Raw genomic sequence first — 20156 nt, 5'->3', positions numbered from 1 at the left:
GCAGTTGTCGACGACCCTCATACTGTCCGCCGGATCGGTTTTGGTTCGGCGGCATAACCTGTCGGTCAGTGCCGATCCGATCAGTGGTGGTCTCCCCCGAATTTCGCATCATCGCTCCCAGAGCCGTCGCGTCTCTAACGGTGCACGCTGAAGGTCATCTCGGGGTAGGGCCATCGGGCCCGACTTGTGAATGGATGGACGTTTCTGGAGGAAAGTCGACGACGTCGATGTCTGCCGCTGACTGGGACTCGCGCTATTCCGGATCAGACCTGATATGGGGTTCGGCACCCAACCTCTGGGTCGAGCAGGAGACGGCGGGACTCCCTCCCGGTCGGGCAGTGGACCTGGCATGCGGCGAGGGCCGCAACAGCATCTGGCTGGCCGGGCGTGGCTGGCAGGTCACCGGCGTCGACTTCTCGGCAGCCGCCCTGGCGAACGCCGAGACCCTTGCCCGCGGCCAGGTACCCCCGGCGGTCCGGACGCCTGATCCGCGGTCGATCAGACCGCTACTCGATCAGGCCGGGGATGCTGCGAGCGGCGGTGTACAACCCGACGACGGTGATCAGCACCGCGAACGCGATCTGCAGCGTCCCCGGACGTGCACGGGCCGCGACCCTGGCGCCCAGCAGGCTGCCGATGACGGCGGCCACGGTGAACGGCCCGATGATCGCCCAGTCGATCTCGACGCCGGTCCCCGCGCGGGCAACCAAGGCCGTTGCACTGTTGATGGCGATGATGAGCAGCGAGGTGCCGACCGCGGCCGGCATCGGGAAGTCCAGCACCAGAACCAGCGCCGGTACCACCAGGAAACCTCCCCCGACGCCGAAGAACCCTGTCATCAACCCGACCGCGACGGCGGCGACGACCACCTTCGCAGCGCGGGGACAGGAGCAGGCGAAGCTGGGGGCGAAGCTGATGATCGGCACGTCCACACCGATCGTGTCGCGCTCGGCTCCGCTCCCGGTGCCGCCGGCGGGCACACGCCGACGGGTGAACATCAACGCCGCGACCGTGAGCATCAACACAGAGAACCCGGCGAGCAACACATCCGATGAGACCTGCTGCGCCAACCGAGTGCCCGCAACGGCTCCCACCACGCCGATCGCACCGAACACCAGGCCCTGCAGCAGTCGGACATTCCCGCCCCGGCGGTGCGCGAGCACACCGAAAACGGCGGTGATGCCGACGATGATCAGTGAGCCGGTGGTCGCCGAGAGGGTGTCCATCCCCAGCAGATAGACCAGTACCGGGACGGTGAGGATGGAACCGCCACCGCCCAGCGCGCCCATGCTGAGCCCGACGAGCAGACCGACCGCGACCGCGACCGTCACCAGCATCATCAGGTGATCGTCCCCGGTCTTCCGCCTTTCGCGACGACCGGAAGGCCGGCAGCCGCCCAGGCCCGCATCCCTCCGGCCAGGTTGACGACTGTGCGCCCGTCAGCTGCCGGAAGCCCTGCGGCGCGGGAGGAACGGTTGCCGGAACGACACACCGTGATGATCTCCCGGCCCGCCGGTAGTTCCTTGGCGCGCCGGTCGAGGTCGCTCAGCGGGATGTGCCGAGCCTTGGGTGCATGCCCGGCACGCCACTCCGACGGCTCGCGCACGTCGAGGAGGACAGCGCCGTTCCCGACGCGACTGCTGGCCTCGGCGGGGCCGATCGAGCCGTTGCGGCGACCGAAAAGGCCGGACAGGAAACTCATCTGACACTCCGTTCGGGGATCGACGCCGCGGTGAGCGGGAGTCCGGCCGCCGCGGCATTGGTCGAAGTCGTCGTCGACGGCGATCACCCGGTGGCCCAGTGACAGCAGGATCGACGTGGCGATCGATGCCCGATAACCGGCGGCGCAGTGCACCCATAATTCGCCGACCGGTATCTCGTCCGTCCTGTCCAGGAGCTCGTGCAGCGGGATGTGCACGGCACCGTCGATGTGCGACTCGGCCCATTCGAGGTTGCGCCGGACGTCCAGAACTGCCACCGGCCGGTGATGCCTGACATGGGCGAGATCTGCGAAGGTCGCCCGTTCGACGGTGCGGAGCGGACGATCGGTCCACCGGTCCGGGCCACCGGTGGCCCCGGCCGCGGGCCGATCGATGCCGATACGGACCATTTCCCGTTGGGCTTCGGCGACCTGATCGACAGTCTCCCCGAGCAGCGTCACCGGGGTGCCCCAAGGGATCAGCCAGCCCAAATAGGTGGCGAACGAACCGTCGAGCCCGAAGTTCAACGTTCCGGGAGCGTGCCCTGCCGCGAAGGCGGTGCGGGTGCGGAGGTCGATCAGCCACTCGCCGTCCTCGAGTCGCCGCCGCAGTTCACGTGCGTCGGCTTCTCGGGGTGCGCTGAGGTGGGGCGCCGCAGCCCCCCGGGTGTTGGCCGGACCCATCTGGGCGTAGTAGGCCGGGAAGGCGTCCAGTCCCGCGAGAAGCTCCGTGACATAACGCTCTTCGTCCTGGGTGAGCACCGGGTTGCCGGCCTTTTCGGCTCCGATGGTGGACGAGGTGGCCCCGGACTGGGTGGCTGAGCAGAAGCTGCCGAAGCCGTGAGTGGGCATGACCAGGGTCCGGTCCGGGAGCTCCGCAGCGAGCCGCTGCGCGGAGGCGTACTGGTGGTGCACGAGATCGTGCGTGTGATCGGGCCCGAGTAGGTCCGGGCGGCCGGTGGAACCGAACAGCAGTGATCCACCGGAGAAGACCGCTGTCGCGGCGCCGTGCTCCTCCAGCACGTAGGAAAGATGGGTGTACGTGTGACCGGGGGTGGCCAGCACCCTCACCCGCAACGCCGGGCTGACGTCGATCACGTCACCGTCGCGCACTCCGCTCCGCTGGTAGGCCACCGGGTCGTCCGCGTTGACGTGATACTCGGCGCCGGTCTCCCGGGAAAGTGCCAACCCACCGGTGACGTAGTCGTTGTGGATGTGGGTTTCGAAGATGTGCCTGATCCGAACGCCTGCAGTGTCGGCCGACTGCAGCACCCGATCGATGTCTCGCTGTGGGTCGATGACGAACGCGACCCGGCCGTCATGGACCAGATAGCTGCGGTCGCCCAACGTGGGCGTTTCGATGGCCACGATCGTGGCGCCGCCGGTCGGGGTTGGGTGCTGCGGGTCGATCTGCGCTGTTGACACGTCGGTCATTGCTGTGCCTCACTCTCCAGTCACGATGATACCCCTGGGGGTATCATCTTCTCCACCGTACCCGGTCAACTCGCGGCTTCGGAACGTCGCCCCCGGGTCGGGAACAAGCCCGGACCCACCGAGCGTTGATACCCCCAGGGGTATAAGCTTCGACAGTCGAGAGGATTGAACTGACCATGGCCACAACGACACTCACCGAGAGCACCTTCGAGCAGGCAGTAGGCGGTGAAGGCATCGTCCTGGTGGACTTCTGGGCATCATGGTGCGGCCCGTGCCGGATGTTCGCACCCGTCTTCGAGAAGGCGTCGGCAACCCACCCGGACATCGTCTTCGGGAAGGTGGACACCGAGGCGGAGCGCAATCTCTCCGCCGCCGCAGGCATCCGGTCCATCCCGACTCTGATGGCATTTCGCGACGGCATCCTGGTCTTTTCCCAGCCCGGCGCACTGCCGGGGAAGGCGCTCGAAGAGGTCATCGCCGCAGTGCGGGAACTCGACATGGACGACGTCCGCGCGAAGGTCGCCGCGGCAACGGCGGGGTCCGCATGACGACCGCCGGCCCCGTGACCGACGCCTCCTACGCGATTGCCGTCACTGTCCACCGGCGGTTCGACGAAATGCTGATCACCACCCGAGATGCTTTGGCGGCGCAGGGATTCGGCATACTTTCCGAGATCGACCTGCAGGCGACGCTCAGCGCGAAGCTGGGCGTCGACATCCCACGGCAGGTCATCCTCGGTGCCTGCCGACCACCGTTGGCGCATGCCGCGCTACAGGCCGAGCCCTCCATCGGGCTGTTGCTGCCCTGCAATGTGGTCGTGCGTGAGATGGACGATCGCAGCACGCGGGTTGAGGTCATGGATCCCGCCATCATGGTCAGCGTCACCGGTAATGCACGCCTGCAAGCGGTGGCCACCGAGGCGAGAACACGGCTGACAGCTGCACTCCGCTCGCTGCAACCCGCGGGGCCGACGTGCTGACCGACGCCGATTCGGCCGACACTGCCCACCAGCCGAATCGGGTCGAGTTGTCCGCTGAGACGACGGCAACGGTGGTGAACCGGCTACGCCGAGTGCAGGGACAGATCGGCGGCGTGCTGCGGATGATCGAGGAGGGCCGCGACTGCCAGGAGATCGTGACCCAGGTGGCCGCGGTGAGTCGAGCCGTTGACCGCGCCGGTTTCGCCCTTATTGCCGCCGGCCTCAAGCAATGCCTTGTCGAATCCGAGGGCCGGGAAAGCATGGACGCCGCGGCGATGGAGAAGCTCTTTTTGTCCCTGGCCTGAGGGCGTCTGGCCCGGGCCGACCGGGTTCAGAACGGAACGCCCCATCGGTGCGCTTCGCGAAGGAGATCGGTCCACCGTGCCGGTAGGCGCTTGACTGATGGCTGCTCGAGGGGGCCGCGGGATTGGTGTGGCGAGAGCGGGCGGGGAGTGTCGGCGGGGGCGGGTACCGGGTCGATCACGGCGATGTCCTTCAGAAGTGGGCCGGCAGCGGGGTACGCAGATCAGGGACGCGCCATCCCACAGCGGGCGGTCGCGTCGGTCAGCGCCGCGGACAGTGCCGGTCGTCGATGGACAGCAACGTGACCGCCAGCAGGCACACCCTGAACGGGGGCCGCGACGTGCGCGCCGACATCGACATGTCACGAGTGCACCACATGCGCGCTGTCAGAGCAACGGGCAGCGGCTTCACGAAGTCTTCATCCTGGCCCTCGTGATGCCTTCACGGCACAACCGTTGACTGGAGTTCTCCGCCTGAACCGGCGGAGGACACGAAAGGCAGTGGGACGATGAGAAGAACACAGCAGATCATCCTGGCGGGCAGCCTGGCATTGGCCATGGGCATCGGCCTGGCCGGTGTCGAAATTGCCGTCGCCGACGCTCCACCGATCAGTGCGTCGGCGGCGTTCGCCGTCACCGACGACACGCTCGCCACCGACCTCGCCTACAGCCGGGACGAGGAGCGAATGGCCCGGGATCTGTACCTTCTGTTCGGTCAGACCTACGATGCGGCGATCTTCGACAGGATTGCGGCCAGCGAACAGCGGCATTTCGATGCGGTCGGATCCCTGCTGACCGATGATGCGATCGCCGATCCGGCCGCGGGCCAACCGGCCGGTACCTATGCCGACCCAGCTGTGCAGCGACTGTACGACCAGTGGAAGGCGGAGGGCCTGAGCTCACTCGAGGACGCGTACGCGGTAGGCGTCGTACTGGAGCAGACCGATATCGCAGACCTGGAGAGAATCACCGCGCGGCAGACCGACGCCGACGCACAACGGGTGTTCAGCCACCTGCTGACTGCCTCCCGGCATCACCTGGCGGCCTTCACCGCTCTGGCCGACGGCGGGACGGCCGGAGCGCCCTGCGATGGCAGCCGGACCGGCCATGGCATGGGTGACGGTGCCGGCATGGGTGACGGTGCCGGCATGGGTCGGATGGGTCGCTCCGACAGCTGACCGGCCGGGTACTTGACGTGATATCCCCCGCTGCTCATGCCGTCTCGGTTCCGGCCGGCGTGCGCAACGGCAGCACCAGGGTGAAGGTGGCACCTCGTCCGATGCCGGGCGAGGACGCCGTCACGTCGCCGCCGTGTGCGCGGGCGATGCCCCGGGCGATGGTCAGGCCGATCCCCGATCCGGCCGAACGTCGCGATTGGCCCGTTGCGCGGTAGAACCGCTCGAACACCCTCTCGAGGTCCTGCTCGGACAGACCGATTCCGGTGTCGGTCACCAGCACCTCAGCACCTCGCGGCGTGCGCAGCACGGTGACAGTGACCGACCCGCCGGAGGGGGTGGCCACCAACGCGTTGCCGAGCAGGTTGGTCAGTACCTGGGTGATCCGGTCGATGTCGACGTGGACTGGCAGCCGTGTGCCGACGTCCGTGAGCAGCGTGATCTGCGCGTCCTGGAACTGAGGGGCGAGCCGCGTTGCCGCGAGCCCGGCGAGCTCGGCCAGGTCCGCAGCCGCCGGCCGCAGAGCCAGACCCAGCTCCTGGACCCTGGACAGGTCGGAGAGGTCGTCGGCGAGCCGGTGCAGTCGGCGCAGCTCTTCGCTCAACGAGCCCAGCAGCTCGGGCGTGGGTTCGAATACTCCGTCAATAAGCCCCTCGACATACCCGTCCACTGCCGTCAGCGGAGTGCGGAGTTCATGGGCAACGTCGCCGAGCAGCCGGGTACGTCGGGTTTCGGTGTCGGCCAGCGCGGTCGCAAGGGTGTTGACATCGGTGGCCAGCGCGGCCAACTCCGGCTCCGACGGCAACGGCACGCTGACCTCATAGCCGCCGGCCGCGATCTGCCGGGTGGCCGTGCGTACGGCGTTGAGCGGACGCAACAGACGCCTGGTGACGAACCATGCCACCAGGACTGCTGCGGCGATGCTGGCGAGAACGCCCACGATGAGGGCAGTGTTCAGCGCTGCCTGGAAGGCGTCATGCACGCCTGCCTGGGTTGCTGTGTCGATGCGCGAGCCCATGCCCATGCCCCGGCCGCTACCCGAGCCGTTCATCATGCCGACCTGCTGATCGAACAACCTGGGGGCGAGGAGCCGCACGGTGAGGTAGGCAACGGCGCCACCGATCACGGCAACGGCCGCATACGACAGGAACAGCCGCACGGGCAGGCGCATCCTCATACTGGCCGGCCGATGAATTTGTAGCCCGTGCCGCGAACGGTGGCGATGAGATGCGAATTCCCGGCGGGATCGCCGAGCCGGGCGCGCAGGCTTCGGATGTGGACGTCGACCACCCGCTCGTCGCCGTAGAAGTCATACCCCCAGACCCGTTCCAGGAGTTGCGATCTGGAGAAGACCCGCCCGGGCGCCTCGGCGAGCGCGACGAGCAGGTCGAACTCCAGGCTGGACACGGTCACCGAGGCGTCGTTGACCCGCACTTCCCGGCCCGCCCGGTCGATGGTCACATCCTCGAAACGCAGCGGGGCGTCGTGGTCCGGTTGGGTGCCGCGACCCCTTCGCAGGACAGCGCGGACCCGGGCAGTGACCTCGCGTGGGCTGAACGGCTTCGTGACGTAGTCGTCGGCGCCGACGCCGAGTCCGACGAGCTTGTCGACCTCCTCCGCACGCGCCGTGACGAGGATGACGAAGGCATCGCTGAACATGCGCAGCTGCCGCAGGACCTCCAGCCCGTCGATCCCGGGCAGCATCACGTCGAGCAGAACGACGTCCGGTGGATCGGCGCGAAGGGCGACGATCGCTGCCTCACCGTCGCCCACCTCCGCTACTTCGAAGCTGTCAGCTTCCAGATATCCACGTAGCACGGCGCGGATGTGTGGCTCGTCGTCGACGATCAGTACCTTTCGCATCGCGCACCCCGCACGTCGAGATCAGTGCTCGCCCTTGGCCACCATCCGCATGATGCGGGTGTTGAAGACCGCGAAACGGGTGAGCTGGAACGGCAGACTGCGGCGACGACGGAGAGTAGCCGCGGTCGGCAGTGGGGCTCGGCTCAGATCGGCCGTCGGCTGATCGTCGACGGCGGTACCGGTGGCAGGCGTGCGGGGATCTTGAGTTGTCATGTCGCTCATTCCGGGATCAGTTGCCAGCCAGGACGGCCCTTGGCCTTGTAGAGGAAGAGGTAATGGAGCATGAGCTTGACCCAGTGGCCGCTCAGCCCGATCTCGCCGCGGGTGTCTTTGAGGTCGCGCCCGCTCGGGTAGCGGACGTAGTCCGGCACCACCGGCATCATCGTCATCGCCGCGGCCGAACCCCGGCGCAGGCCGTGGCCCGCCGAAGCGACACAGGCCGCGCCCATCGAGGCCATCGACGCGCGGTGCGCCGGCGCGTCGACGCCGCTCTTGATGCGGTCGACGATCGTGAGCGCCGCGGTCTTGCCCATCACGCCGGACGGCATCCCGGTGCGGGGCGGCGACGGCGCGATCACGGTCCCGTTGGCGCTCTTGCGTGGCCGGGAGATCTGATGCGGTGGGGCGAAGGCGATGCCGACGGCGAAGACGTTGTCGTAGCCCGGAGCCAGATAGGTACTCGGCCAGTCCGCAGCCCGCCAATCCTCGTACGGCTTGACGGTGTAGTCCGCATCGACCTTCATGAAGCCGCTGGGAGCGAAAAGCCTCTCCGCGATGTCGATCCCGTCACGGTCGTACGCCGCCAGCGGCACCCCTCCGAAGGGCGGCAGGAGCATGGCGAAATCGAAGGCCAGGCTGTGCTTCTCGCCGTCGAGGGTCTCGTAGCGGACCATGCCGTCCTCGACCTGCTCGACATGTGCGCCGAGGATCGCCTCGACGCCGCGTTCGCGGAACAGCGACCCGGTCCAGAGCTCGCTCGAGGTCTGAAACCCCTGGTCTTCGAAGATCATTCCGTCGACCCCGAAGTCGCCCAACTGGGCCTCGTTGGTTAGGTAGACCAGACGCGCCCGGTCCCGAACCCCGGCCTCGCGCAGTTCGTGATCGACATTGAACACGTACTCGAACGCGGCACCTTCGCATGTGCAGGTTCCGTGACCCATTCCGACCACCAGGGTCTGCTCCTCCCCGGAAGCGAGCCGCTTGATGACGTCCCGCAGCCGGGCCGCTGCCTCGAGGGCGTGGTCGGCGGTGCAGACGGAGACGGTGTGGCCGTCGGGACCGAGGCCCGGCGTGGCCTCGAACCGAAGTCGGGGGCCGGTGGCGTTGATCAGGTAGTCATAGCGCAGGCGGCCGGAGGTGCCGGCCCTGCCCTGGCAGGTGTACTCGATGTCGACCGCCCCGCGGGGATCGTCGACGTCACCGTCGGGTCGGATCGCGACGGCCTTGGCCTGCCGGAAGTCGATGCCCTTGCGGTCGTAGACGGGCTTCAGCGGGAAGACGACGTCTTCCTTACCGAGCTTCCCTACCCCGACCCAGATGTTGGAGGGGATCCAATTCCACCGCGAGTTGGGCGAGACGACCGTGACGGTGTGCTCCTTCCCCAGGTTCCGACGCCCGAGAAGCCGCGACAGATGCAGGGCGGCGGTGTGTCCGGAGATCCCGGCACCAAGAATGACGACGTCGGCCACAGTGGTTCCCTTCGCAGTGGGAACTCAGATGTATCGGTACCCGGGGGGGTATTGCTAGAGGCTTTGTACCCCTCCCCGTGTTTCCGCAACGGTGTCGGCAAGTCGCTGCACGCGCCGGTCGATGTCCCGATAGGCGGCCTCGAAGGCCTCGTCGGTGTCCACCCGCACGGGGTCGGGCACCGACCAGTGCAGCCGCTGCCGAGCCGGGTCGAGCTCCTCATGGGCGTTGTCGCACACGGCGATGACCAGATCGTCGTCCCGCACAACGTCTTCCAGACCCACCGGACGATTGCGCCCCAGCCGCAGCCCGTGCCGGCGCGCCACCGCGGTCGCCCGCGGGTGGATCCTCGGTCCCGGATGGGTTCCCGCGGACAGTGCCGGCACCGTGCTGCGCCGGTTCCAGCTGGCCGCTGCGAGTTGCGAGCGTGCGGAGTTCGCCGTGCAGACGAAAAGGACGCGCGGTTCCCCGGGCGTCGTCGTGGCGCTTCGACCCGCACCCGCCGCGGCGCGGACCAAAGGGTCGTCCAAGCACAGTTGCACGTAGCTGCGGCGCCGGTCGCCCTCCGACCGGACCCGCCGGATCACTCCCGAATCCTCGAGGACCTTCAGGTGGTGGGCGAGCAAATTGGTGCCCAGGCCGAAGTCTTCGGCCAGCTCGCCCGGCGACGCGTCACCGGGACCCAAGCTGTCCACGATGGCCAACCGGATGGGCTCGCTCAGTGCGGCATGAACCGCGGCTCGCCGCTCCACCTCACCCGTCATCGTGTCCCTCGACTAGCTCTACAGCAGTTGACTCAAGTATCGTTGAGTTATGTCGGAAGTCAAGGAGCCCGGTCCCATCGCGCTGCCACGTCGGCTGCTTGCCGAAGCCCTGGGCACAGGACTGTTGGTGACGGTGGTCGTGGGTTCCGGCATCGCCGCCGCCCGGCTCTCGCCGCAGGACACCGGTCTGCAACTCCTGGAGAACAGCATGGCGACCGTGTTCGGGCTGGGGGTCCTGATCCTGATGTTCGGGCCGATCTCCGGTGCGCATTTCAACCCCGTTGTCACCGCTGCCGATTGGCTGCTGGGCAGGCACCGTGGTACCGGGATCCCGGGTCGGCTCGTCCTTCCGTACCTTGCCGCGCAGGTCGTCGGCGGCATTGCGGGTGCCGTGCTCGCGAACGTCATGTTCGATCTGCCGGCCGCGCAGATCTCCACCACCGAACGAGCAACAACCGGCCATGGAATCGGCGAGATCGTCGCCACCGCGGGACTGGTCGCGTTGATCTTTCTGCTCGCCCGCACCGGTCGCCATGTGCTGTCGGCGGTCGCGGTCGGCGCCTACATCGGCGCCGCGTACTGGTTCACCAGTTCGACGTCGTTCGCCAATCCCGCCGTCACCATCGGCAGGGTGTTCACCGACACCTTCGCCGGCATCGCGCCCGGGTCGGTGCCGCTTTACGTCGGCGCGCAGATCGTCGGCGCCGCAATCGGCCTGGGCGTGGTCGTGATCATGTTCCCGGACCGAACGACCGCGCCGCCAGAGCCGGAAGCGGCGCACGAACCGGCACCCAGCACGACAGCATGACGCCCACCCCACCACCCGCCGCTCGAGAAGGAGACACGATGTCCGCGAAGCCCGCAGTGCTGTTCGTCTGCATTCACAACGCCGGCCGATCCCAGATGGCCGCGGGGTACCTGACCGCCCTCGGCCAGGGCCGGATCGAGGTCCGCTCCGCCGGGTCCATCCCCGGTGACAAGGTCAACCCGGTCGCCGTCCAGGCGATGGCCGAAGAGGGCATCGACATCTCCACCCAGACGCCCAAGATCCTCACCACCGACTCCGTGCATGCCTCCGACGTGGTCATCACCATGGGCTGCGGCGACGCCTGCCCCATCTTCCCCGGCAAGCGGTACGAGGACTGGCAACTCGACGACCCGGCCGGGCAGGGCATCGAGATGGTCCGCAAGGTCCGCGACGACATCCGCGGCCGGGTGGAAAATCTCGTCACCGATCTACTCCCCGCCAACGCCTGAATCCGATGAGCATCCCCACCGAGGCGCGAGTCCCGTCAGTGCTCTTCGTCTGTGTCAAGAACGGCGGGAAATCCCAGATGGCCGCCGGACTGATGCGCAGCATCGTCGGGGACCGCGTCATCGTGGACTCGGCCGGAACCACGCCCGGCGCGGCGGTCAACGAACTGTCGGCGCGGACGCTGCGAGAGGTGGGCGTCGACATCACCGACGAGGTGCCCAAGGCCCTGACCCGGCGGATGATCGAGGACGCCGACCTCGTGGTGACCCTCGGCCGGGAGGTCCGGGTCGATCCGCTGCCCGGCACCCGGTTCGAGAACTGGGACACCGACGAACCATCCGCACGCGGCATCGACGGCATCGAGCGGATGCGCCTGGTCCGCGACGACATCAGCGCCCGGGTGCGGCAACTCGCCGACACCCTGATGTGAGGACGTTCGCCCCTGTGCCCAGGGGCCGCCGCAGTGAACACTTCAAGTGTGACTGGTGCAATCACGACTGAGATGACATCCGAGCTGCGGGGCGCGGAGCTGCTCGCGGTCGTGGCGGATCCGGTTCGGTGGAGACTGCTGCAGCACCTGACCGGCGGGGAATCGTGTGTGTGCAACCTGCAGGAGCAGGTGCCGATCGCCGGAAATCTGCTCAGCTACCACCTCAAGGTGCTGCGCGAAGCCGGCCTGGTCACCTCGAGCAGGCGCGGCCGGTGGATCGATTACGCCCTCGCACCAACCGCTCATGACCGTCTGCATGAAGCCCTGCCAGGGACCCGCGAGGATTCGCCGGTGCCGTGATGAGCATCGCCGAACGCATCCCCACCACCCACCGCGCACAGGTCCTCGTCCTCGTGGCGGCGGCAGCGGTCTGGGCGTTGGTGTACTGGATCAACGGCTGGTTATGGGATGCCCTGCTGTACAACGGGTTCGGCATGGCGTCGGACGACAGAGCGACCGAGACGCTGCACTTCTTCCTCTACGACACCGTCAAGATCGCACTGCTGCTGGTGCTGATCATCTTCATCGTCACGGTGCTCCGGTCGTACATGAGCATCGAACGCACCCGTGCGCTGCTCGGCGGCCGACGCGAGGGCGCAGGCAACGTGGTCGCCGCCGGGCTCGGTGTCGTGACGCCGTTCTGCTCCTGCAGTGCGGTGCCCGCGTTCATCGGCTTCGTCGCGGCGGGGGTGCCGATCGGGGTGACGCTCAGCTTCCTGATCGCCAGCCCGATGGTCAACGAGATCGCGATCGGCCTGCTGTTCAGCCTGTTCGGCTGGCAGGTCACCGCCGTCTACATCGGTGCGGGCCTCGTCGTCGCCATCGTCGCCGGCTGGGTGCTCGGCCGGCTCGGCGTCCAGAAGTGGGTGGAGCCTTTCGTCTTCGAGACGAAGCTGGGCGGGCAGGCCGTCGACCCGGCCGCCGGGCTCACCTTCGACCAGCGCATCCAGATGGGTGTCGAGGAGGTCGGCACGATCCTGAAGAAGATCTGGCCGTACCTGCTGGTCGGGATCGGGCTCGGCGCGGTGATCCACGGGTGGGTGCCGACCGACTTCTTCACCACCTACGCCGGGCCCGGCAACCCGTTCGGCGTCCTGGTCGCCGTCGCCATCGGTGTGCCGCTGTACTCCAACGCCGCCGGCATCATGCCGATGGTCGAGGCCCTCTACGACAAGGGCCTACCGATGGGGACCCTCCTGGCGTTCATGATGGCCGTCGTCGCCCTCAGCCTGCCCGAGCTGATCCTGCTGCGCCGGGTGCTCAAGCCACCCCTGCTCGGGGCGTTCGTCGGCGTCACCGCCACCGGGATCATCGCCATCGGCTACCTGTTCAATCTGCTCCTCGCCTGACCAATCACGCTTCGTACGAAGGAGATCGCCATGATCATCAAGGTTCTCGGCCCCGGCTGCACCAACTGCAAGAATCTTGAACGCGTCACCAGGGAGGCCGTCGATTCACTCGGGCTCGATGCCACCATCGAGAAGGTGACCGACTACCCCACCATCGCCGGCTACGGCGTGATGGCAACTCCCGCACTGGTTGTCGACGAGAAACTGGTGCTGTCCGGTCGGGTTCCCACCGCCTCGCACCTCCGGGAACTGCTCACGCCGCCGACCGGCTGAACCGGCGTGTCGCGCCGTTGCGGTCACGACAGCGCGAGCAGTCGCAGCAGGCCGCGTGCGGCCTCTCCCCCGTCCTGCCGGGCGATCGTGAGAGCTGTGGGAACGTCGAGGTCGTTCAGCAGGGACGCGGTGACCGCATCGGCGGCGGAGGTGGACCTGTCCGGCCGGCCGGCCGCGGCATACAGGGTCTCCAGATCGGCTGCCGCCGCGTCCAGATCTGCCTCGTGGAACTCCCACTCGGTCTGCCAAGCACGATCCAGCAGCAACAGCCGGATCGCGGCAGCGGGATGGCTGCGGAGCAGTTCGTCGACGAGCACGAGGTTGCGCGTCGACTTCGCCATCTTCGCGCCGCGACGGTGCACGGCGCCGACATGCATCGCGCGGCGCGCGAACGGCGTCACTGACGTCGCCGCCTGGACCATCGCCGACTGGTAGGCGTGGTGCGGGAAGGCCAGGTCCGCGCCGCCGACCAGCAGGTCCACGCTCGGCCCGAACGATCCCATCGCCATCGCCGCGCATTCCGCGTGCCAGCCCGGACGGCCCCACCCCCATGGGCTGGGCCAGGCCGGATCCCGCTCGGTCGACGGACGCCACACGGGGACATCGAACGGGTCGTCACGCGCTGGATCGTCCGGGTCGTCGCCGAAGTCGGCTGCCAGGGCCAGCGCCCGGTCCCGGGTCAGACCGGATGCGGTGACGGCGCTCTCGCCGCGGAAGAACACCGACCCGGCCCTTTCGTAGGCGTTCCCGGTGGCGATCAGGGCCGCTGCGAGTTGCTGCACCTGGTGAACGGAATGCCGCGCCCGGGGGCTGTGAGTGGGCCGCGCCACCCGCAACGCCGCCATGCTCTGCTCGAACAGGAACTCCTGGTACACCGCGTATTCGTCGTAGTGCCGGCCGTGCTCGCCCGCGGCGGACGTGAGCACGTCGTCGACATCGGTGACGTTGCGGCAGGAAACGGTCTGGACGCCGACCGACCGCAGCACCGACTGTGCGGCGTCGGCCCACACGAACGTGGCCGCGTGACCCAGGTGGGTCACGTCATACGGGGTGATCCCGCAGATGTACACCCTCGCCGGGCTGACCAACGGCAAGACCGCTCCGCCCAGCCGGACCTCGGCGCTCCGGACCTCGGGCAGGTGTTCGACCCGTCCCGCCAACCCGATGACCCCCGACGGGTACTGCGTTCCAACCGTCATCGGACAACCTCACCAGCTTCCCGTCGGCGGCGCTCGCCCGGGGGTCAGTCGATCTGACCGATCGGCAGTCTCTTCTCGGCCTGGAAGGCGTCCTCGGTGCGTCCCCGGGCCCAGTACCCGGAAATCGAGACGGCCTCGCGCCGCACCTGCCGCCGACGCAGAACGGCGCGCACCGCCTTGATCGACTCCCGCTCGCCGTGGGCGAAGATTCCCAACGAGCCCGACGGGGCCACCGGCCAGGACAGGGCATCGATCGACCGGGCGAGAAACGCGGTGTCCGACGGATCGGGATTGACCAACCAGCGCACATCCGCTCCGGACGGGGTGTCGAGCGGAATTTCGTCACTCGGGTCGGGTATCTCCAGACACGCGGTGGCACGCGCGTTTTCGGGTAGCGATTCCAGGGACGCCGCAATGGCCGGGAGCGCGGACAGATCACCGGCGAACAGGTGCCATTTCACAGTCGGGTCCGGACGGTAGGCCCCGCCCGGCCCGGTGGCGACCAACCGCTGCCCCTGTGTGGCTCGGGTTGCCCACGGCGCCGCGATGCCGAGATCGCCGTGCGTGACGAAATCGATCGCAAGCCGGCCCTCAATGGGATCGACGCTGCGCACCGTATAGGTGCGGGTCGTCGGACTGCCGTCGAAGGAGAGCTTCACGTAGGAATCGGTGTATCCGTCGACGCTGAAGCCGGGCAGCGACTCCGCCTCGAAGAACACCCGCACCAGGTGCGGCGACAACCACGAGGTGGACCGCACGGTCAGCGTGTGCGTCAACCGTGTCTTCGTGCGCGCTGCCGTCACGAGGCCTCCTCGGGCTTGGCGGGGTGGTTCAACATCATCTTGGTCTTAGGTTAGCCTAACCTCGCCCGCACCGGTTGCGGCCATCAACGGAAGGAAATCGATGCTCCGAACATCACGACTGATCGGCTTGTCCGCCGCAATGGTGGTCACCGTCGGCCTTGCCGCCTGCTCGTCGTCGACCTCGGCCGACGAGCCGACCTCCGCGACTGACGCCGGATGGGCCCCGGTCAGCATCACCCATGCGTTCGGAACCACCACGATCGAGGCGAAACCGGAACGCGTGGCGACCGTGCAGTGGGCCAATCACGAGGTTCCATTGGCGCTCGGAATCGTACCGGTCGGCATGGCGGCCGCCAATTTCGGTGACGACGACGCCGACGGACTGCTGCCGTGGGTGAAGGAAAAGCTCGACGAACTGGGCGGTCCGGCGCCCGCGCTGTTCGACGAGACGGACGGCATCAACTTCGAGGCCGTCGCCAACACCAAACCCGACGTCATCCTGGCGGCCTATTCGGGGCTGACGAAGGAGGACTACGACACGCTGAGCAAGATCGCGCCTGTCGTGGCCTACCCGAAGGCGGCGTGGTCGACGTCCTGGCGCGAGACCATCGAGATGGAGAGCCGCGCACTGGGTCTCGAGACCGAGGGCAAGCAGATGATCGCGGACATCGAGCAGCAGATCGACACCGCGGTGGCGAAACACCCACAACTGCAGGACAAGTCGACGATGTTCCTGACCCACGTGGACACCACCGACCTGAGCGAGGTCAGCTTCTACACCTCGAACGACACCCGGGCGTTGTTCTTCGAGGACCTCGGCCTGTCCACACCGAAGAGCGTTGCGGCCGCTTCCGCCGCCGACGACCAGTTCGTGGGCAAGGTCAGCGCCGAACGCATCGACACCTTCGACGACGTGGAGATCATCGTCACCTACGGGGACGATGAACTGCTCGACACCTTGAAGGCCGACCCACTGCTGTCCAAGATGCCCGCAGTGGCGAACGGGGCGATCGTCACGTTGCCCGCCAGCAGCCCGCTCAGCACGGGCGCCAATCCGACCCCGCTCGCCATCCCGTTCGTGCTGGACGAGTATGTCGCGCAGCTCGCCGCTGCGGCCGACAAGGCGAAATGACCCTGCTGGACTCGGAACCCGCTGCGGACGTCGCCTCCGGGCGGCGTCCGCAGCGGACCCGGCTGCTGTGGCCGGCGCTCACCATTGTCGTCATGGCAGTCCTTGCGACCCTGTCGGTCGTCATCGGGTCGCGTGACGTCTCGTGGACCGACATCGTCGCGGGGATCGGCGGATCCACCGAGAACCTCGGCCAGGCAGCCGTTGTCAAACGGGTGCCGCGGACTGTCCTCGCCCTGCTGGTCGGCGCGGCGCTTGGGTTGGCCGGCGCGATCATGCAGGGTGTCACCCGTAATCCACTGGCCGACCCGGGCATTCTCGGGGTCAACATGGGGGCGTCACTGGCCGTGGTGGTCGGCATCGCCTGGTTCGGTCTTTCGTCGGCAACGGGCTACATCTGGACCGCCATCGCGGGAGCGGCGGTCGCCGCTCTGTTCGTCTACACGGTGGGATCGCTCGGACGAGGCGGCGCCACTCCGCTGAAACTCGCACTGGCCGGTGCGGCGACGTCCGCGGCGCTGGCCTCCTTCATCACCGCCGTCGCCCTGCCGCGCGGCGACATCGCCGAACTGGTCCGTTCCTGGCAGGTGGGCGGTGTCGGCGGCGCGTCCTTCGACAGCATCAGTCAGGTATGGCCCTTCCTGGCGGTGGGAGTGGCCATCAGCGTTGTCGCTGCGCGAAACCTCAACTCGCTGGCGCTCGGCGACGACGTGGCCGCCGCCCTCGGGGTCAGGGTGACAGCGACCCGGGCGACGGCCGCCCTGGCCGCGGTGCTGCTCTGCGGCGCGGCGACCGCGGTGGCAGGGCCGATCGCGTTCGTCGGGCTCGTCGTCCCGCACTTCTGTCGCCTGCTGATCGGAGTGGACTACCGCTGGCTGCTGCCGTTCTCGGCGTTGGCCGGCGCGTGCCTGCTGGTCGCGGCGGACATCGTCGGCCGAATCGTCGCCAGGCCGAGCGAGATCGACGTCGGCATCATCACGGCCATCATCGGCGCTCCCGTCTTCATCGCGATCGTGAGGCGACAGAAGGTCCGCGAGTTGTGAGCACCGGTCTGGTTGCCACCGACGACGCCATCCGGACGGTCTCCGCCGGCCGGGCCAGGCGCACCTACCGTCGCCGCGTGGTCATCGCAGCGTTGACGCTGGCCGTCATCGGTGGTTTCTGCGCCTCGTTGATGTTCGGGCAGACCTACTATTCCCCCTCGGATGTGGCGCGGGTCGTGTTCGGTGGGGACGTCCCCGGCGCATCATTCACCGTCGGGGATCTGCGGCTGCCGCGGGCCACCCTGGCCGTCGTCGCCGGACTCAGTTTCGGTCTCGCCGGGGTGACGTTTCAGACGATGCTGCGGAATCCACTCGCCAGTCCCGACGTCATCGGGATCAGTTCCGGCGCGGGCGCAGCCGCCGTGTTCGCCATCGTCGTGCTGTCCCTGAACCCTTCGCTCGTATCGCTTTTCGCCATCGTCGCCGGTTTGGCGGTGGCAGTGCTGGTCTATGTCCTGGCATTCAAGGACGGGGTGGCCGGCACCCGGTTGATCCTGATCGGGATCGGCATCGCCGCGATGCTCGACAGCGTGACCGCGTACGTGCTGTCGGTGGCCGGGCAATGGGACATCCAGGCGGCCAGTCGCTGGCTGACCGGAAGCCTCAACGGAATCACCTGGGATCGGCTCGCGCCCAGCGTTGTCGCGCTCATCGTGCTGGCCCCTGTGGTGCTGGGCCGATCCCGCAACCTGTCGATGATGCAACTCGGGGATGACGCGGCGTCCGCGCTCGGCGTCCGGATCGAACGGACCCGACTGGTGGCCATCGTCGGCGCGGTCGGCCTGGCCGCATTCGCGACGGCAGCAGCCGGACCCATCGCATTCGTCGCCTTCCTGTCCGGCCCGATCGCGGCCCGCTTCGTCGGCCCGAACGGTTCGCTCTTCGTGCCGGCCGCGCTCGTCGGCGCGATCCTCGTCCTGGTCTCGGACTTCGTCGGCCAGTACGCCTTCGGAGCGCGCTATCCCGTGGGAGTCATCACCGGGGTACTGGGAGCGCCCTACCTCATCTACCTGATGGTCCGGAGCAACCGGGTCAGAGGATCACTGTGACCAGCAATCACACCTTGGCCGCCGAGGAGCTGACCGTCGGCTACGGCGACCGGTTGGTGCTCGAATCGCTCGACCTTGCCGTGCCCTGCGGGAAGGTCACCGCCATCGTCGGCGCGAACGCCTGCGGCAAGTCGACGCTGCTGCGGTCGATGTCGCGCCTGCTCGCGCCGCGCACGGGACGAATCCTGTTGGACGGCAAGGCTGTTCACCAGCTGCCCGCGAAGGAGCTGGCCCGGACACTCGGTCTGCTGCCGCAGTCGCCGATCGCGCCGGACGGCATCACCGTTGCCGACCTGGTCGGCCGTGGCCGCCATCCGCACCAGCGGCTGTTCTCGCGCTGGAGCGGCGCGGACGACGTGGCGGTGGCAGCGGCGCTGGAGGCGACCAACACCCTGCCACTCGCCGACCGGCCCGTGGACGAGTTGTCCGGCGGCCAGCGTCAGCGTGTGTGGATCGCCATGGCCCTGGCGCAGCAGACCGATCTACTGCTGCTGGACGAGCCGATCACTTTCCTCGACGTGTCCCATCAGATCGAGGTTCTCGACCTGCTCACCGACCTCAATCGCGACCGGGAAACCACCATCGTGATGGTGTTGCACGACCTCAACCTGGCCGCGCGGTATGCCGATCACCTCATTGCCCTCGCGGCCGGCCGGCTGCACGCGGCCGGCGATCCGGCGGACGTGCTGACCGAGGAAACGGTTCGGGCGGTCTTCGGGCTCGACAGCCAGATCATCCACGACCCGACCACCGGCAAGCCGCTGATGCTGCCTATCGGGCGCCACCACATGTCAGCGCGCTGATCCGAGCGGAGCCGCTCCGGTCACCCGCAGGAAGTCGAGTTTCTCGGCCGCCGCCGACCCGTCAGCCGCTGTGTAGACGACGATGCGCAGGTCAGTGCCGGAGACGCTGAAGACATCGCAGTCCAGCTCGATGTCGCCGACGACGTCATGGCGCACCACTTTCCGTTCCGATCTGTGCTCGCCCACCGCGCCGCTCTCCCATAGCTCGCGGAACCGGTCGCTCGCCGACAGCAACTCCTCGATCAGCGCGGTGACGCCCGGATCATCGGGGTACCGGCCACGGACCCTGCGCAGATCGGCCACCAGCGAAGCGCCGAACGCGTCAACTCCGACTGTCCGGCTGATGATCCGGTTGTTCGCATCGCCGATGGACGCGCCGGCGAAGTGGGCCCGCAACAGGTTCGGCCGGCCCGTACCCGGTCGCAGCGGTTCGCCGAGCAGGGCAACCCACAACGGGCTCCAGCTGAGCAGATCCCAGGACGCGGTGAACACCGCCAGCGGGATCTCACCGAGGCGGGCCAGCAGGCGTTGCACGCTCGGCGGGATGTGCGCGGGCACCTCGCTGGGTGAGGGTGGCAGCAGCCCGGCGAGGACGAACAGGTGATCCCGCTCGCTGTCGCTCAGTTGCAGTGACCGGGCCAACGACGACACCACCTGGGCGGACGGCCGGCGGGCACGCCCCTGCTCCAGGCGCACCACGTAGTCGACGCTCAGCCCGGCCAGCGCGGCGAGTTCCTCGCGGCGAAGGCCGGCCGCTCGTCGTGGATCACTCACCCGAAGACCGACGTCGACCGGTGAGAGCCGGTCGCGCCAGGCACGCAGCATCGTCCCTAGCTCGCCGTGTGAATCCTGCATGGATCC

General features: G+C 68.0%; 24 protein-coding genes and 1 pseudogene. 15 read left to right on the top strand and 10 right to left on the bottom strand.

Going from position 1 to position 20156, the window contains the following annotated elements; translation table 11 throughout:
- Positions 1-194: 194 nt before the first annotated feature.
- Positions 195-470: pseudogene (locus ACVBEQ_RS17620) on the top strand (class I SAM-dependent methyltransferase); the annotation flags it as partial.
- 36 nt (positions 471-506) lie between these two features.
- Here the strand turns inward: ACVBEQ_RS17620 and ACVBEQ_RS17615 are convergent.
- The gene (locus ACVBEQ_RS17615) at positions 507-1337 is read right to left on the bottom strand and encodes a sulfite exporter TauE/SafE family protein (protein WP_447154619.1); all 831 of its coding nucleotides are present in this window, start codon (positions 1335-1337) and stop codon (positions 507-509) included.
- A gap of 2 nt (positions 1338-1339) precedes the next feature.
- Positions 1340-3133 carry an MBL fold metallo-hydrolase gene (locus ACVBEQ_RS17610; RefSeq protein WP_447154604.1) on the bottom strand — a complete coding sequence of 598 codons (1794 nt, stop codon included), beginning with the start codon at positions 3131-3133 and terminating at the stop codon, positions 1340-1342.
- Between the two features lie 176 nt (positions 3134-3309).
- On the opposite strand from ACVBEQ_RS17610, the gene trxA reads away from it, so the two are divergent.
- The 4 genes from trxA (at position 3310) to ACVBEQ_RS17590 (ending at position 5592) form a co-directional block, all read left to right on the top strand.
- Complete coding sequence (gene trxA, locus ACVBEQ_RS17605; RefSeq protein WP_447154603.1) at positions 3310-3681, top strand: thioredoxin; 372 nt, start codon at positions 3310-3312, stop codon at positions 3679-3681.
- Complete coding sequence (locus tag ACVBEQ_RS17600) at positions 3678-4112, top strand: DUF302 domain-containing protein (RefSeq protein ID WP_447154602.1); 435 nt, start codon at positions 3678-3680, stop codon at positions 4110-4112. The genes trxA and ACVBEQ_RS17600 overlap by 4 nt, the downstream gene beginning before the upstream one ends.
- 47 nt (positions 4113-4159) lie before the next feature.
- A complete protein-coding gene (locus ACVBEQ_RS17595; RefSeq protein ID WP_447154618.1) occupies positions 4160-4417 on the top strand; it encodes a metal-sensitive transcriptional regulator in 258 nt (85 codons plus the stop codon).
- A 506-nt stretch (positions 4418-4923) separates the two neighbouring features.
- Entirely contained in the window at positions 4924-5592 is a 669-nt protein-coding gene (locus ACVBEQ_RS17590) for a DUF2202 domain-containing protein (RefSeq protein WP_447154601.1), read from the top strand.
- A 34-nt stretch (positions 5593-5626) separates the two neighbouring features.
- On the opposite strand, the gene ACVBEQ_RS17585 is transcribed toward ACVBEQ_RS17590, so the two are convergent.
- From ACVBEQ_RS17585 to ACVBEQ_RS17565, 5 genes are read right to left on the bottom strand one after another with little or no spacing between them, the layout of a single operon-like run.
- Entirely contained in the window at positions 5627-6760 is a 1134-nt protein-coding gene (locus tag ACVBEQ_RS17585; protein WP_447154600.1) for a sensor histidine kinase, read from the bottom strand.
- Between the two features lie 2 nt (positions 6761-6762).
- Complete coding sequence (locus ACVBEQ_RS17580) at positions 6763-7452, bottom strand: response regulator (RefSeq protein ID WP_447154599.1); 690 nt, start codon at positions 7450-7452, stop codon at positions 6763-6765.
- Between the two features lie 21 nt (positions 7453-7473).
- Complete coding sequence (locus ACVBEQ_RS17575; protein ID WP_447154598.1) at positions 7474-7665, bottom strand: hypothetical protein; 192 nt, start codon at positions 7663-7665, stop codon at positions 7474-7476.
- A 5-nt stretch (positions 7666-7670) separates the two neighbouring features.
- Entirely contained in the window at positions 7671-9140 is a 1470-nt protein-coding gene (locus ACVBEQ_RS17570) for an NAD(P)/FAD-dependent oxidoreductase (RefSeq protein ID WP_447154597.1), read from the bottom strand.
- Between the two features lie 54 nt (positions 9141-9194).
- On the bottom strand, positions 9195-9902 hold the full coding sequence (locus ACVBEQ_RS17565; RefSeq protein WP_447154596.1) for an arsenate reductase/protein-tyrosine-phosphatase family protein: 708 nt from the start codon (positions 9900-9902) through the stop codon (positions 9195-9197).
- Positions 9903-9951: 49 nt separating this feature from the next.
- Here ACVBEQ_RS17565 and ACVBEQ_RS17560 point away from each other — a divergent pair, with 49 nt between their 5' ends.
- The 6 genes from ACVBEQ_RS17560 (at position 9952) to ACVBEQ_RS17535 (ending at position 13269) form a co-directional block, all read left to right on the top strand.
- Complete coding sequence (locus ACVBEQ_RS17560) at positions 9952-10710, top strand: MIP/aquaporin family protein (protein ID WP_447154595.1); 759 nt, start codon at positions 9952-9954, stop codon at positions 10708-10710.
- A 38-nt stretch (positions 10711-10748) separates the two neighbouring features.
- A complete protein-coding gene (locus ACVBEQ_RS17555) occupies positions 10749-11159 on the top strand; it encodes an arsenate reductase ArsC (protein WP_447154594.1) in 411 nt (136 codons plus the stop codon).
- 5 nt (positions 11160-11164) lie between these two features.
- On the top strand, positions 11165-11587 hold the full coding sequence (locus ACVBEQ_RS17550) for an arsenate-mycothiol transferase ArsC (protein ID WP_447154593.1): 423 nt from the start codon (positions 11165-11167) through the stop codon (positions 11585-11587).
- A 72-nt stretch (positions 11588-11659) separates the two neighbouring features.
- Positions 11660-11947 (top strand): ArsR/SmtB family transcription factor, encoded by a 288-nt coding sequence (locus ACVBEQ_RS17545; protein WP_447154592.1) that lies wholly within the window; start codon positions 11660-11662, stop codon positions 11945-11947.
- Complete coding sequence (locus ACVBEQ_RS17540) at positions 11947-12996, top strand: permease (protein WP_447154591.1); 1050 nt, start codon at positions 11947-11949, stop codon at positions 12994-12996. Before ACVBEQ_RS17545 ends, ACVBEQ_RS17540 begins: the two co-directional genes overlap by 1 nt.
- A gap of 30 nt (positions 12997-13026) precedes the next feature.
- Positions 13027-13269 carry a thioredoxin family protein gene (locus ACVBEQ_RS17535; RefSeq protein ID WP_447154590.1) on the top strand — a complete coding sequence of 81 codons (243 nt, stop codon included), beginning with the start codon at positions 13027-13029 and terminating at the stop codon, positions 13267-13269.
- 23 nt (positions 13270-13292) lie between these two features.
- Here ACVBEQ_RS17535 and ACVBEQ_RS17530 read toward each other — a convergent pair whose 3' ends face one another.
- Positions 13293-14468, bottom strand: coding sequence for a cysteine--tRNA ligase (locus ACVBEQ_RS17530; RefSeq protein WP_447154589.1), 1176 nt, complete (start codon positions 14466-14468; stop codon positions 13293-13295).
- A 44-nt stretch (positions 14469-14512) separates the two neighbouring features.
- Entirely contained in the window at positions 14513-15271 is a 759-nt protein-coding gene (locus tag ACVBEQ_RS17525) for a siderophore-interacting protein (RefSeq protein WP_447154588.1), read from the bottom strand.
- Positions 15272-15371: 100 nt separating this feature from the next.
- Between ACVBEQ_RS17525 and ACVBEQ_RS17520 the strand changes: the two genes are divergently transcribed.
- Genes ACVBEQ_RS17520 through ACVBEQ_RS17505 form a run of 4 tightly spaced genes read left to right on the top strand, consistent with a single transcriptional unit; the run spans position 15372 to position 19295 of the window.
- Positions 15372-16403 (top strand): iron-siderophore ABC transporter substrate-binding protein, encoded by a 1032-nt coding sequence (locus tag ACVBEQ_RS17520; RefSeq protein ID WP_447154587.1) that lies wholly within the window; start codon positions 15372-15374, stop codon positions 16401-16403.
- Positions 16400-17443 (top strand): FecCD family ABC transporter permease, encoded by a 1044-nt coding sequence (locus ACVBEQ_RS17515; protein WP_447154586.1) that lies wholly within the window; start codon positions 16400-16402, stop codon positions 17441-17443. Before ACVBEQ_RS17520 ends, ACVBEQ_RS17515 begins: the two co-directional genes overlap by 4 nt.
- Positions 17440-18492 carry a FecCD family ABC transporter permease gene (locus tag ACVBEQ_RS17510; protein WP_447154585.1) on the top strand — a complete coding sequence of 351 codons (1053 nt, stop codon included), beginning with the start codon at positions 17440-17442 and terminating at the stop codon, positions 18490-18492. Before ACVBEQ_RS17515 ends, ACVBEQ_RS17510 begins: the two co-directional genes overlap by 4 nt.
- On the top strand, positions 18489-19295 hold the full coding sequence (locus tag ACVBEQ_RS17505; protein WP_447154584.1) for an ABC transporter ATP-binding protein: 807 nt from the start codon (positions 18489-18491) through the stop codon (positions 19293-19295). The genes ACVBEQ_RS17510 and ACVBEQ_RS17505 overlap by 4 nt, the downstream gene beginning before the upstream one ends.
- Here ACVBEQ_RS17505 and ACVBEQ_RS17500 read toward each other — a convergent pair.
- Positions 19284-20150, bottom strand: a complete 867-nt coding sequence (locus ACVBEQ_RS17500) for a helix-turn-helix transcriptional regulator (protein ID WP_447154583.1) — start codon at positions 20148-20150, stop codon at positions 19284-19286. The genes ACVBEQ_RS17505 and ACVBEQ_RS17500 overlap by 12 nt on opposite strands.
- Positions 20151-20156 lie beyond the last annotated feature (6 nt).

The organism is Nakamurella sp. GG22, assembly GCF_052976845.2.
The sequence above is the reverse complement of the archived record's forward strand: the minus strand, read 5'-3'. Positions and strand labels throughout refer to the sequence as shown.

What these genes read in the sequence shown, in the direction of transcription:
- ACVBEQ_RS17615 (WP_447154619.1), bottom strand. Translation starts at nt 1,337, where the DNA reads ATGCTGGTGACGGTCGCGGTCGCGGTCGGTCTGCTCGTCGGGCTCAGC.
- ACVBEQ_RS17555 (WP_447154594.1), top strand. Translation starts at nt 10,749, where the DNA reads ATGTCCGCGAAGCCCGCAGTGCTGTTCGTCTGCATTCACAACGCCGGC.
- ACVBEQ_RS17565 (WP_447154596.1), bottom strand. Translation starts at nt 9,902, where the DNA reads ATGACGGGTGAGGTGGAGCGGCGAGCCGCGGTTCATGCCGCACTGAGC.
- ACVBEQ_RS17600 (WP_447154602.1), top strand. Translation starts at nt 3,678, where the DNA reads ATGACGACCGCCGGCCCCGTGACCGACGCCTCCTACGCGATTGCCGTC.
- ACVBEQ_RS17585 (WP_447154600.1), bottom strand. Translation starts at nt 6,760, where the DNA reads ATGCGCCTGCCCGTGCGGCTGTTCCTGTCGTATGCGGCCGTTGCCGTG.
- ACVBEQ_RS17580 (WP_447154599.1), bottom strand. Translation starts at nt 7,452, where the DNA reads ATGCGAAAGGTACTGATCGTCGACGACGAGCCACACATCCGCGCCGTG.
- ACVBEQ_RS17550 (WP_447154593.1), top strand. Translation starts at nt 11,165, where the DNA reads ATGAGCATCCCCACCGAGGCGCGAGTCCCGTCAGTGCTCTTCGTCTGT.
- ACVBEQ_RS17530 (WP_447154589.1), bottom strand. Translation starts at nt 14,468, where the DNA reads ATGACGGTTGGAACGCAGTACCCGTCGGGGGTCATCGGGTTGGCGGGA.
- ACVBEQ_RS17590 (WP_447154601.1), top strand. Translation starts at nt 4,924, where the DNA reads ATGAGAAGAACACAGCAGATCATCCTGGCGGGCAGCCTGGCATTGGCC.
- ACVBEQ_RS17520 (WP_447154587.1), top strand. Translation starts at nt 15,372, where the DNA reads ATGCTCCGAACATCACGACTGATCGGCTTGTCCGCCGCAATGGTGGTC.
- ACVBEQ_RS17515 (WP_447154586.1), top strand. Translation starts at nt 16,400, where the DNA reads ATGACCCTGCTGGACTCGGAACCCGCTGCGGACGTCGCCTCCGGGCGG.
- ACVBEQ_RS17545 (WP_447154592.1), top strand. Translation starts at nt 11,660, where the DNA reads ATGACATCCGAGCTGCGGGGCGCGGAGCTGCTCGCGGTCGTGGCGGAT.
- ACVBEQ_RS17540 (WP_447154591.1), top strand. Translation starts at nt 11,947, where the DNA reads ATGAGCATCGCCGAACGCATCCCCACCACCCACCGCGCACAGGTCCTC.
- ACVBEQ_RS17560 (WP_447154595.1), top strand. Translation starts at nt 9,952, where the DNA reads ATGTCGGAAGTCAAGGAGCCCGGTCCCATCGCGCTGCCACGTCGGCTG.
- ACVBEQ_RS17500 (WP_447154583.1), bottom strand. Translation starts at nt 20,150, where the DNA reads ATGCAGGATTCACACGGCGAGCTAGGGACGATGCTGCGTGCCTGGCGC.
- ACVBEQ_RS17610 (WP_447154604.1), bottom strand. Translation starts at nt 3,133, where the DNA reads ATGACCGACGTGTCAACAGCGCAGATCGACCCGCAGCACCCAACCCCG.
- trxA (WP_447154603.1), top strand. Translation starts at nt 3,310, where the DNA reads ATGGCCACAACGACACTCACCGAGAGCACCTTCGAGCAGGCAGTAGGC.
- ACVBEQ_RS17575 (WP_447154598.1), bottom strand. Translation starts at nt 7,665, where the DNA reads ATGACAACTCAAGATCCCCGCACGCCTGCCACCGGTACCGCCGTCGAC.
- ACVBEQ_RS17535 (WP_447154590.1), top strand. Translation starts at nt 13,027, where the DNA reads ATGATCATCAAGGTTCTCGGCCCCGGCTGCACCAACTGCAAGAATCTT.